General features: G+C 41.2%; 10 protein-coding genes. 6 read left to right on the forward strand and 4 right to left on the reverse strand.

The annotated features are described in order from the left end of the window. Nucleotides 1-84 precede the first annotated feature (84 nt). Together ACLOAU_RS21460 and ACLOAU_RS21465 are read left to right on the forward strand one after the other, a co-directional pair. A complete protein-coding gene (locus ACLOAU_RS21460; RefSeq protein ID WP_427863956.1) occupies nt 85-1,191 on the forward strand; it encodes a glycoside hydrolase family 88/105 protein in 1,107 nt (368 codons plus the stop codon). A 578-nt stretch (nt 1,192-1,769) separates the two neighbouring features. Further along, nucleotides 1,770-4,115: a putative phage tail protein gene (locus tag ACLOAU_RS21465; RefSeq protein WP_427863957.1), complete on the forward strand. Its 2,346-nt coding sequence runs from the start codon at nt 1,770-1,772 to the stop codon at nt 4,113-4,115. Between the two features lie 484 nt (nt 4,116-4,599). Here the strand turns inward: ACLOAU_RS21465 and ACLOAU_RS21470 are convergent, their stop codons facing one another. From ACLOAU_RS21470 to ACLOAU_RS21485, 4 genes are all read right to left on the reverse strand, one after another. After that, the gene (locus tag ACLOAU_RS21470) at nt 4,600-5,094 is read right to left on the reverse strand and encodes an SHOCT domain-containing protein (RefSeq protein WP_427863958.1); all 495 of its coding nucleotides are present in this window, start codon (nt 5,092-5,094) and stop codon (nt 4,600-4,602) included. Between the two features lie 124 nt (nt 5,095-5,218). Then, the gene (locus ACLOAU_RS21475) at nt 5,219-5,887 is read right to left on the reverse strand and encodes a response regulator (protein WP_427863959.1); all 669 of its coding nucleotides are present in this window, start codon (nt 5,885-5,887) and stop codon (nt 5,219-5,221) included. A 5-nt stretch (nt 5,888-5,892) separates the two neighbouring features. After that, nucleotides 5,893-7,563 carry a tetratricopeptide repeat-containing sensor histidine kinase gene (locus tag ACLOAU_RS21480; protein ID WP_427863960.1) on the reverse strand — a complete coding sequence of 557 codons (1,671 nt, stop codon included), beginning with the start codon at nt 7,561-7,563 and terminating at the stop codon, nt 5,893-5,895. Nucleotides 7,564-7,639: 76 nt separating this feature from the next. Further along, nucleotides 7,640-7,816, reverse strand: coding sequence for a hypothetical protein (locus ACLOAU_RS21485; RefSeq protein WP_427863961.1), 177 nt, complete (start codon nt 7,814-7,816; stop codon nt 7,640-7,642). Nucleotides 7,817-8,177: 361 nt separating this feature from the next. Here ACLOAU_RS21485 and ACLOAU_RS21490 point away from each other — a divergent pair, with 361 nt between their 5' ends. The 4 genes from ACLOAU_RS21490 to ACLOAU_RS21505 all read left to right on the forward strand — a co-directional run bounded on the left by ACLOAU_RS21490 (nt 8,178) and on the right by ACLOAU_RS21505 (nt 12,618). After that, nucleotides 8,178-9,140 (forward strand): hypothetical protein, encoded by a 963-nt coding sequence (locus tag ACLOAU_RS21490; protein ID WP_427863962.1) that lies wholly within the window; start codon nt 8,178-8,180, stop codon nt 9,138-9,140. A 282-nt stretch (nt 9,141-9,422) separates the two neighbouring features. Then, nucleotides 9,423-10,451, forward strand: a complete 1,029-nt coding sequence (locus ACLOAU_RS21495; RefSeq protein ID WP_427863963.1) for a hypothetical protein — start codon at nt 9,423-9,425, stop codon at nt 10,449-10,451. An 8-nt stretch (nt 10,452-10,459) separates the two neighbouring features. Next, nucleotides 10,460-11,386: a hypothetical protein gene (locus ACLOAU_RS21500; RefSeq protein ID WP_427863964.1), complete on the forward strand. Its 927-nt coding sequence runs from the start codon at nt 10,460-10,462 to the stop codon at nt 11,384-11,386. Beyond that, nucleotides 11,386-12,618, forward strand: coding sequence for a hypothetical protein (locus tag ACLOAU_RS21505; RefSeq protein ID WP_427863965.1), 1,233 nt, complete (start codon nt 11,386-11,388; stop codon nt 12,616-12,618). The genes ACLOAU_RS21500 and ACLOAU_RS21505 overlap by 1 nt, the downstream gene beginning before the upstream one ends. The last annotated feature ends 11 nt before the right edge of the window (nt 12,619-12,629 follow it).

A 12,629-nucleotide genomic window follows, 5' to 3' on the forward strand; every position in this document is an offset into this window, starting at 1 on the left:
TTATTGACTATTCACTATTCACCATTAACGATTCACCATCGGCTATGATCTATGAACTAAAAACCATGAACAAAAAATGATAGCATGTATAAACGTAGTATTATCTTTTTAATGATGTGGTTGCCGGCTTTAATAGCGGGGGCACAAAAAAATGTTTTAACCGGGTTTCCAAAAGGGTATACACCCGAAGAAGTGGGCCGGCTGATTGCCTATCGTATGGTGTATTCCAAGCATGCGCTGCATGCGGGTAAATGGATCGGCTATCCCGAAACTTTTTTCTGGACAGGCGCGCTGCATTATGCGCAGCTTACTAAAGACGATATGTTGCTGGGCTTTTTACGCAACCGGTTTGAGCCCCTGTTTACTACTGAAAAGGAGCTGCTGCCCATTAAAAACCATGTGGACCTCAATATGTTTGGCAGCCTGCCCCTAACGCTATGGCAGCTTACCAAAGACCAGCGCTATCTTAGCCTGGGTCTGCCTTATGCACAAACCCAATGGCAGGTACCGGCTGATGCCAAGCCGGAGGAAAAAGCCTGGGCCGATAAGGGCTATAGCTGGCAAACCCGGCTCTGGATCGACGATATGTATATGATCACCATTGTGCAAACCCAGGCCTATAAAGCTACCGGCGATGTGGTATATATTAACCGGGCAGCCAAAGAAATGGCGCTTTACCTCGATGAGCTGCAACGTCCTAACGGCCTGTTTTACCATGCACCCGATGTGCCTTTTTACTGGGGCCGCGGCAATGGCTGGATGGCGGCCGGGGTAACCGAGCTGCTGCGCTACCTGCCTGCTACCAACCCGCACCATGCCCGTATCATGAAGGGCTACCGGGCAATGATGGCCAGCTTAAAGAGCTATCAGCAACCTAATGGCATGTGGAACCAGCTGGTGGACGAGCCTGATTGCTGGGCCGAAACTTCGGGCTCGGCCATGTTTGCCTATGCTTTTATAACCGGGGTAAAAAAAGGCTGGCTGGATGCCGCTGTTTATGGCCCGGCTGCCCGTAAAGCCTGGATGGCCCTGGTGGGCTATGTAAATGCCCAGGGCGCCGTATCAGAAGTATGCGTGGGTACCAATAAAAAGAACGATAAACAATACTATTACGACAGGCCCCGCGCTACCGGCGACTACCATGGCCAGGCGCCTTATTTATGGTGCGTAAGGGCGCTGCTGGAGCAATAGGAATTATTTTCGATTAAAAGCTAAATAACAAAGCAGGTAAGGGCTTGGGCAATTCTACTCCTCGACCTGCTTTTTTATTTGTGAAAGTAGGACTCATCAAGACTTCAAAAATGTGTATAAATAAAAATCCAGCTTTTTGTTTTTTTGCTAAATTTTTTAGTATTTTTGTGCTGCAAATGATTGTATAGCCTATTAGAAATATGAATAGTTATACTGCAGATTGTTGATCAGTCATTTTGTTTGATAAAGAGAATAGAGGTAGATATAAAATAATGAATTTAGAAAGTGATTTTAGTAGAAATCATTAATAACTTATCGTGGCTAACCTTTGAAAAGCTCCAGTAAGCAATAGTATAAAAGCTAATCTAGTACTATTGTCTGTTTTATTGCGCCCCGGATGCACCCGGGGCGTATTTAACTAACAGGGTTTTTAGCTGCCTGAAGTGGTTTTCGTTATTTCATCTGCATATCGTTAGTCCGGTCTAATATTTTCGGGATGTAGAAATGTAATTAGACTGGAATGCATTTGTTCACTATTCAACTTACAAACAATTTTTATAACTTAAAAAAACACAAACATGAATTTACAAACGATCTCAGATTTGAGATTAACGACCGGCACGTTCGGAAATGATTATGCCAATGTATTAGGCTATTATACGCCACGCGATGGAGGCGGAGGTGAGTTTTGGTGGGACGAAAATGCTACTGAAAATGATAACGGGGGTACCGTCTTCCAGGTTACCGGCGTAGTCGCAGGAAGGTGGAAGCGTATTGTTAATAGTCCCATCCATGCCAGATGGTTTGGTGTATCGGGTGATGGTATTACAGATGATACAGTAGCTATGCAAAATGCATCCGACGCATGCAGTCAACTCGATGTAGTATTAGATATTACTGGTTTACATATCAGGGTTTCTGCCCTCGATATTAAATGTAGTATGGCCGGAAATGGAACGGGTATTATCCAGAATAATTTAACCAATGCCGCAGGAGGCGCTCCTGTATTGGTCACTAAATCTAATAGTATAATCAGTGGGGTAATATTTGATGGAAACCTAAATGGAAATATCCCCAACGCCTGGGAATGGACATCTGCAAATTTTACCATTATTGAAGATTATGCGGCCGATGTGATTGATGTCTATGGAAGTTCAGCTTTACTAATTGGATGGGATACCGAAGCCATAAGGGTATACGACTGTGTTTTTAGAAATACAAGAGACGTAGGTGTAAGAATAGGAGGTAAAGACCACTTATTGCAAAACTGCCGGTCAGAAAGAACGGTAGGTGTATTCGGTGATGGTTACTTTATCGATCACGGTAAAAATATTACTATAAGAAATAGCATAGCTTTTGATTATATGCGCATGGGCTTTTGTGCTGATACTTCGTGGCAATATCCCACCTGGTGCGAAAATATCGTATTTGACGGATGTACCGCAATGCACGGTCATGATGCTTCTAATTATTATGCGCCACTGGGAGAACAGAATTCTGGTTTTTGGGCCGAAAATACTATTGGTTTCGATGTAATTAATTGTCGCGCGTATCAGGCAGGGTTTCATGGCGTAAATTATGCAATAGCAGATGGAGCTCGCAGAAAGAGCGATATTGAAAACGTTACTGATGTCATTAGTCATGTAAGGTATTTGAATTTTTACGTAGACAATACCGGATATCATAATCAACTGTCAAGGGTGGAAGGGCTCATATCAGCTATTTCTGACTCGGTATTTCTGGAGGAATTTAATTATCATACAGAAATTACCATTACCAACTGTGTTATAAAAAATGCTGTTTCAGGAATAAGTGTAAGGCTGGGCAATCCTGATGATAAGCTGATCATAGACAACCCGTCTATTGAATACCTTGCCCCTAACACACCAGGCCTGGAGGTTAACCTCGACTTTGTATTCGGTATCAGGGTTTTCGCAGCGCCAACGCCCGATGAGAGAGAGGCAACTATTCATATAAATAATCCATCATTCGCTTTTTGGGGCAACAACAGCAAATCTAATATTGAAAGTGTAGTGGATAGTGATAAGTTCATTGGAGCTATTACGTTAATTCGATGGTTTGGTTCAGCTGGAGATGCTTACGAGGTTTATCCAAAAGTAGCCAGGATGACGATCAGTAATGCCGATAACAGTAATAAACCTTTAGTTCCAATTAAGTCGCTTCATGCTTCTTCTGCAAGACCAGATACTATTATATTGAGTAATGTCAAGAACTATGCGATTATGTCAAATAATGCTGCTGCTGATTTTTTTATCAATCATTCGGCAGTGAAGTTTAGCGCTTTTATATTTGCTCTCAACCAACTAGTCATTGACAACAACTCAGAGGTGTCATCTCTTCCGGGTAATAACTATCTTACGGGTCCAATGGCTGTAACATTTATTTGCCACAATAGCGTTATAGATCATCTTTACTTATACAGTTCAAGGGTAGAGGTTACGGATTGTATTATCAAATCAGATGTAGCGCTTTATATCAACGCGTCATCATCACGGGTACTTTCAGAATTTAGTAATAATTACTTTCCAGGCGATACACACGGGGGCGTCATTGAATTCCATTCCAATGGCACCAATAGTACCGTACTACAGTTTCAAAATAACTATTTCTATTCGAACGGATTGTCGCTTCGCTATTCCGGAGACTCTAAGCTGCTGGGGCTTAATAATGTCATTGCCACCAATAACAGCTCCGATGTTCATTATAACTACACCAGTGTTAATTATCAGTGGTGGCCTCAATTATACAAATCCCTCGACTGGAACCTTATTGAAGGCGGAACTACCGGTGAGCGTCCCGCATTTGCACCCATGTATTTCAAATACTTTGATACCGATATCAATAAGGAAATCATACACCAGGGAAGTAATGTATGGAAAGACACGATGGGATCCATTGTGTAAAATTTAACCAGCCAGTGAAATGTTTGAGATCAATACCCCGGATACATTATTCGGGGTATCGATTTTTATGTTATCATTTGACTGATATGGTTTCTTCTTGCTGCTGCAAACGATAGCGAATTGTATAGTATTAAACGTTGGTTCTAAATTATGCTTAGTAGCAGTATTTATAGCTTTTCTTTTTACAATGACAAGGACGCAGATCCGTTTAGGAATTATTGTAATTGATCAACGCTCCCATTTGCATAAAGTTTTATGGTTCTGCACTGCATTGTCCAGTGTGGTAGATATGATATGGTAGTTGCAGTTGCTGAGCCCGCGGCAATCTGCTTTTAAATGATACCTGGTAGCGGCCTCGCTATTGCATAGGTATACCATACCGGTATTGCATGTGATGTCGTTAACAAAAATTATAAAGAACAGCGACATCTTTGAGAAATAAGGAATAGAGGGTTTATACATGTCGTTGGGGTACTTTAGAACATCAGCCGTGGTTTATTTCAGTATTTAATAATTTTGTTTTTTGCTGGTTGAATTCTTCAGCCGTTAAAATACCCTCTTCCTGGAGCTTTCTTAGTTTTTGTATTTCATCTGCCACGGACAAACTCCTGGCGGGATCGGAGTGTTGTTCTTCAGGTTGAAGCGTCGATAAGATCCTGGAAGTCCCTGTAAGAATCTTTTCAATATTATTTCTGTTCTTGCCCATATCAAACGCACCGCCAAACATAATTCCTGTTTTAGGTGTGGACGTAATCTGCACTTTGGTTGTAGCAGACGAAACGGCCAGTAATTGTATGGGTATGTTTTCTCCCCAGCTGAATAAGCTAACGCCGGCTTTAACCATAATGCGGCCTGTTAGCTGATCTGCGCTGTCTATTGTCATTCCATCAAGAACAGAAATAGCTTTACAAATAGCATGAAATACGGTGTCTTTTTTAAAAGGAAATTCGCTTTCTCCTTTATGATCCAGTAGCGCCATAGTTTTGTTTTTTATTCGTTTGTTTAAAAACAAAAATAGATACTGTCAAAAGCATGGAATTACGGGAAACTGTAAAGTGCTGGCTGCATAAAAAGTAGGATGCGTGCTGCCAGGAACAATTCGGCTAATCTACAATACCCATTTTTACACAATGCGCGATCAACTGTTCGTTGGTAGCAAAGTTGAGCGCTTCTTTCATCGTGTTCAACCTTTTTTCAATGCTGCTTAACCCGGAGGGTTGTATATGGTGCTTTCTTAGGTGTTCGGCAATTTCCTGCTGGCGTTTTCCTTTGGTCATCAACGATATGATCAGCAGGTCGAAGTCGGTAAATTCATGGGCATTATGCTGTTTTACCTGTTGTAGCAGGTGCCGGGGATAATAACGTTGCTGCTGGCTGATCACATCAATGGCTTTAAGTAGTTCTTTGGCATCGCCCCTGGCTTTACGTACATATCCGTCAATCTCCTGTTGGGTAAATAGCTTGTCGATCAATGCCGGTTTGTTTTCTGCAGAGAACACCAATACTCTGAGGTCGGGTTGTACTTTCCGCGCCGCATCTATAAGAGCCGCTCCGTTTTGCAGTTGTTGCTGTCGGTGATCATCTTCAAAATAGAGATCAGTGATCAGCAAATCATAGGAGGCTCCCGCCTGTACCGCTTTTTTTATTTTCAATAAGGCGTCATCACAGTAATAGGCATAGTAAGCTTCACCTGTCTTCAATGCTTCCAGCGTTTTTTGCACCGATAGGTTAGCCGTTTCATGGTCTTCAGCTATTAGTATTTTTTTGATCATAAGAATTATTCAGTTGGAATAAATAATTGAATTTTTAATCCCTTGCCGGGATCTGAATCAAAAATAATACGCCCGCCTATTGATTGGATACGGTTTTCCGTACTGCTAAGGCCATTGCCATATCGAAAGTTCCCCGGAAACCCAATGCCGTCGTCGGTATACTGTATTTCCACGCCTTTTTCTTTTTGAACGAATTTTACAACAACATTTTGAGCTGAACTATGCTTTTTCATATTCGTCATTAATTCTTCCATAATAATGCTCAATTCTTCCTTTACACTGGGTGGTATCTTTCTCCATAACTCCTGGGAGTTGCCAACACTCGAAATTCTTATGGTATCACTGGCAAAAGATTCCAGCAATTCAGCAACCGATTGCTGAAAATCCTGCCAATCATTTCCCGGTTGATCATAGGAAATATCGCGGGACTGCTTATACACGTAATTTAATTTATATAAAAGAATAGCTCTGTTGGGTACTCCTTTATGTTCCACTTCCGACATAATGCTATAAACCTTGTTGGCAACCTTATCATGCACTTTCTGGGAAAGTCGTAATTGTTGCTCCCGTATGGCTTGTTGCTTTTTCCTTCTATATAATATAAAACCGGTAATAGTAATAATGCTCCCTATGACCAGGGCTAGTTGCCACCAAATAATACGTAGCCTGGTTTCAGCATTCTCTTTTTGTAGTATCAAATTATTAGCTTCGTGTTGTTTAGTATTGAACCTAATCAATGCGAATTGATTTTTTGCGTTATTGCGTGCGGTTTGTAAGCTGTCGTTTAGAAGCTGGTGTTGTTTAAAATATTGTTTTGATGCTTCATGGTCAGATAATAGAATTAGCTTTGAAAGCGCGCTTAGTTCATCATCCGGGCTTTTTAAATATCGGGCGATATGGTATAACGCATTAGCATAGTAAAATGCGGAGTCCGGTTGTGACTTGGCATAATAGTCTGCTAACTGCCCGTAACTAGCGTTTAGACCCCAACTACTTTTGTTTTCTTTTCGAATCTGGAAAGCTGTTAAAAGTTCTTGTTTCGCAAAATAACTGGAATCTTGAAGCCATTTTGTTTTTGCTAAATTGGATAGAATCCTAGCGTACTCAATTGGATTTTTTTTACTTTGTTCAATAATGGATTCAAAAATTGTTATGGCTTTTGCATAGTCTTTTTTTTTCTGGTAAGCTAAAGCTTTATTATTCAAAGTAGTTACTTTATGGAATTCGTCGCGGGGCACAAATTTTAATGCTTCATCAAAGTAATATGCAGCCTTTTCAAAATTTTTAAGATTTAAATTTATAAAACCGAGTTCATTATAATTTGAAAAAAGACAATAATGATCTCTTTTTTTTTGATTATTTAATAATTTTAGAGACGCAATAATGCTTTCCTGACTACCAAAATAATCTCCTGCATCATTTTGAAGAATCGCCATTTTGTTGTAGGCCATCGCAGCCTCTAAGCTATCTTTAGCTAGTATTGTTACTTTATTAAAATATTGGAATGCAGAATCATTTTGAAAATCATTTTGGAATTGTTCTGCTTTTTTATAATCAGCGGAAAGAATAAGAGTGTCTTTGGATGGGTTGAGAATTCTGGTTGGGGAAGCTTGCTCGCAGCTTAGTAAATTTTGTAAAATTATCCATAGAATGGGGTAAAGAAGTCCTTTTTTCACAACAGTTATTTAAGCGTAAAAATAGAACAAATAAAAAATAAGGCAAGATCAATCTTGCCTTATTTAAGTTCACCTTCTATGGTTGAGAAGTGGGCGGCGGCGGCGGAGGAGGAGGTTGATTGGGTACATGCCCAGCTTCGCCGCCTTCATCACCCATGGTAGTTACCTGCCCATTATTGTGGGTATGAAAATTTCCGATATGATTGCAGCCTGGGCATAATGCCAGCAGCAATGACAATATAATTTCGATCATTGTATTTGTTTTTTGAATTTTGAAAAAATGCGCAGCCCTTGGGGCGCGTTTTGAAATGGCGGTAAGAAGCGCTTCTTACTGCCGCTGGGAAGGGAGTAGGGAACAGATCGCGGGAGCTTTTAAACGCTTCCCAAACCGGTTATCGGCTACCACTTTCTATTGTCCCTGTGAAAGAGATACTGTACAGCTGGCTCTTAGCAAAGGAGCCTGATCGCTTTCGGATACAAAAATAGATCGGTGTAAGAGGTTGGTTAGCAATCGATTCCGGTCATTCCGGTAATGCCCGTAATTCTTGCTTAAATTCCGGTTGGGGGTACGGAATTCCGTAAATTCCGTTAGCTTTATCAAATAATCTTTGTGAATGCTTTTCGTTGATTATACAAACCAGGTGCTGCAGGATTATCAAAAAAAACTGGCAGCAGGTAAACTTCCCTCCAACTTGAGCCAGCCCACACCTGCCAGGTTGAGAGATGAATGTCTCATTGTTTTCAAAGACAGATTTACAAAAAAGGATGAAAGGACTTTAAGGGATTTCTTTGGACCGCCGGGGGAAAACGGTTATGAATGGGTTATAGAAAATTGGAATATTGGTAAGCTAAAGGCTATGATTAATTTTCTAAATAATCCTGCTATCAAAACTGATGAAAAAAATATAGAATTATTAGCATGGCTGATTGATTTCGAACCCAGGCCTTTGGAACAATGGAAAAAAAATGGAGGGCAACCAATAGCCATTTCTGTCAATGAGGAAATCGAAATTGACCAGGAAAGCCCGCCTGAAAAGGTAGAAGAAGATAAGTCTGTTGAAGACCTTAAAGCACCTCAACCTGCGCCGGGGCCAACCCCTGCCCCTCCCAAAGAAGAGCCGCCACTCATACCGGTGCTGCTTGCTTCACCCAAAACACCGGTTAAAAAAACCGCCTTAGGGGGCCTGATTGCTGCCATACTATTATCGGTTACCGGCATTTTGGTTTTCAACGGCAATAATAGCAGTGGGGGCGGGATCTTGTTGGGAGGCGGCTTAAGTAATCAATGTATGTACTGGGCCGGAGACCATTATGAGCCGCTGCCCTGTGATCAGAAGATTGATGATGTTGCCGTGATACCTGTGGACACTGTAAGGCTTCGCCGCTTTAAAAAAATAACCCGGCCCGATACCATTACAATAAATGATATCGGCCGGGTCTGGTACGCTAAAATAAACAGGCAGCTGGAGTTTTATACCTTTGAGGGTACCCATCCTACTAAACCACAGCTCCGCTTAAAACCCATTACGGGCTACATTATCGATAAGTATATTCAAAATAGCCATCCGGCTGAATAACCCGCCGCAGCTACGATAAGGGGTGTCGCTTTTCCTAAAGTTGATCCGCCATTTTTTTTGATCATTTTATGTTTTACGGTTTTCCGTAATCTGGTGTTTCAAGTCTGGTATAGATTTGTTCCTGCAAAGCAGTTGTTATCAATCGATGCTTTGGTATTGATCCTCTGCAAATGGTCCTGCATCTTTGGCATCAATGCTTTGCACAGAATAGATTTAACAACAGCAGCGGCTGGCTCAACCCACCGTTTGGATTTCTCTTTACCAATAATTAACAATACGAACATGAACCGTAAAATTTCTGCCACCGATTTTTTCCTGGCTATTCTTGCATGCTTACTCATCAGCGTAAGCTTTTACCAAACCTGGTTGGGTTTGCAACAAATATTTGGCGCTGCCTCTTTTGTAATTGCACTGGTGCTTTCCCTACTGTTGCTTTTTCTATGCTGGATGATCAGGGCCGCGAAGATGGAACGGCGCTCTTCGTCCAGCCTGGTGTGGATCTATATTTTTATAGCCTCCTTTTGTTTTATAGCCAATTTCAATGCACTCTATACGCGGTTTATGAAAACCGATATTTATACTACCGAACTGCGCGATATCAACGAACGTTTTAATGGCCTCGAAACAGACGTACAATCCAAACTAAGCTATAAGTATAATAAAGAAACTACGCAAAATATCGAGATCAAAAAGAAACAGCTGATGGAGCAGATCAAAGACCCCGGTAACAAAGGGATAGGAGAGCGGGCGCAGGCCTTGATAAGAGATATAGAAAAGCTTACCGGGCAAAAAGTAGACCTGCTGACACCCATTCGTAACGATTATGAGGACCTGGCCCAGAGAATGGGCAACCAGATAGATAATATGATCTCCGATCTTTCGCCGGAAGAGCAGGCTTTGAAAACCGATATCAATAATGCCGTATTAAAATGGAATAAGCGGATACAAGACCTGCTTTTATTGCCCAAGAAAGAAAAGGATGATTTGTCGCAGGGATTGATTGATGAATCGTTGGCTGAATTTAATAAACTGGGCGTAAGGGCGCATACCGTACTGGGAGAAAATAAATTTAAGTTCGAGCCGGTTTTTTCTAAAACCCAGGATGTGGGGAAAATAGGTTATGCCTTTGATCATGCGGTTAAGAATTTTGGGATGTACCAGTTTGTGGTGCTGGCGGGCTGCATTCTTTTAGATTTTGTTATTGTGATCATCATCCTGTTGGTTACCAATCCTGATCATAAAAAAAGCGACAGCAGCGGCTCGGTGTTTAATAATAAACGCAGCGGTAAAACTCTTATCCCTAACAACTAATTGAAACAATGAACAACGAAAATCTACAACCCCTTACTTTTGATAACGAGGACATACTAAAGCCTTTGTCATTTGAACCTCAAAAAACTGTTTTGGAAGATGACTTTGTACCGCTCACCAAAACGAATACAACAGAAATAAAAAGTAAGGATAGCAATTTTGTTTTCTTCTTTGGCACTTCCAAGTCGGGGAAGTCGGTTATCCTTTCATCCATGTTGTATTACCTGAGCTCGCAGGCCGGTGTTTTAAGGCCTAAAATTGGTACACCCAATACAAAAGAAGCGCAGGTTTTGCTATCTAACTTTTTTGAAAATATCAGGCAGGGCATTTTACCCGGCCGTACTACGCGGGACCAGGTAACGCGCCTGGACCTGGTTTTTGAACCGAATAACCGGTCGAAGAAAGTGGTGCCCATTAACCTCACCTTTCTCGAAACATCAGGAGAGAATCACAATGAGATAAAAAGAGGAGGTACTTATCACAGCAGTATAGATTCATATATCAGCGCTAATATTCCACTCACCTTTATTATCGTAACAGGTTATGAGTCGGCTCATAAAGAAGATACAGTGATCAACGAGTTTTTGGATGAACTGGAGCGAAAAGGGAAAAACCTGAAAACGATCAATGTGATCCTGGTGGTTTCCAAATGGGATAAGTCGGGTAAGATGAATGTGGTAAATGCGGATGAATTAGATCAATTCGTTAATGAACGGTTAAGCAGAACGAGCCAGCGTATTGATACCTATGGCTTAAGTAAAACCTATTACACCATCGGGGATATTCAAAGTGGTAGTGGCGAAGAACGTATTGGACTGCTGAGCCTGGCAACTGCCGAAATTTTATCAAAATGGCTATACCATAGTATAGTAGGATATGACCTGGATTATGAAGGTACTTTTTGGGAAAGGATCAAATTTAGCCTGGTAAAATAATGAGCCATCAAGTTAATATTATTGCATTCGGCACTTTTGGAAATCCGAATGGGTTTAAGCAAACTTTTTTTAATGCAGGCGCTGATCGGGGTCTGGCTAAGAGTATTAAAACCTTCGATTTAAAAACAGATGCTATCAGGCTGTTTCCCCATAGCCGGCTTTATGCCATCAGGAAAGAAATGGTTAATGGTAGCTGTCTTGTTTCCTATTCTGTATACAGTTTTGCAAAAGAGCAGGGCTCTGAAAGAGGAGGTACTTTTATCGGCTCCAGCCTGCTTTTTTCAGATAAGGTTGCCGGGGAAGCCATTACCGTGAATTGCCTGAATGAATTTCATGATTACCTCGAAAAAAAGAATGTACAGCAGGATATTATCCAGGTAACCCATTCTGATCATTTCCAGGTCAGAAATCCTAAAGACTTTACAAAGATCGACTTTAACTTAAAGGAGGTCGGGGATCTGAATCTGATAGCGGCAAGTGATCGGTACCTGGTAGTTTTTTGTGAGATCAACCCCAATAGCCTGAAAGATTATTTCAGGAGAACGCAGGAGTTGCTGAACCTTTATGATACGATTTATTTTACGAGTAGCCAGGAAATAGCCAAGTTTGTAAATGAACGGGGGCTTTTTACATTAATACAGGACGTTGCCGGTAAACGTGATCTCGATAAAGAGCTTGAAAAGCTAAACGAAGAGAAGCTTCGCCTGATGCAGGCTTTTATTTTAGAACTGGAAGCAGAACAACAGAAGATAGAAAGGGACCAAACCGGGTTAAAGGAAAGATATAAAAACTGGATCGCCGAAAATGAACGGCAACATGAAGAAAACAGGAAGAGAATTGAAGAAGCTAAAAAGCAGTCTACTCATAGCGGAGAAGTGTATAAAAGCTACCTCGAAAAGATCGTTGAATCTGTTAACCGTTTAAAAGCCCGTGAAAAGCCCCACCTGGTAAGACGATGGTTAAACGAACATAAGAGAAATTTTATTAACCAGCTTAATCAACACCAGATGCCGCAGGCGTTGAAATCAGTATCGATTTCTACAAATACTACTACGGTAAAAGCCAGGATGACTTCGGGTACAGGCGAGCTCGAATGTTTTGAAACTGGCAGGAGCGACAAACGGACGGATCCGGCTGAGTTTAATGTATATAAAGTAGTGACTATAGCACTCATTTTTTTATTGCTGTCTGGTGTGGCTTTCGCTTGTTTTTTTATGACATTTGATTTTTAAAAATCCGATTT

It is taken from the genome of Paraniabella aurantiaca (assembly GCF_050309965.1).
Taxonomy (GTDB): domain Bacteria; phylum Bacteroidota; class Bacteroidia; order Chitinophagales; family Chitinophagaceae; genus Niabella.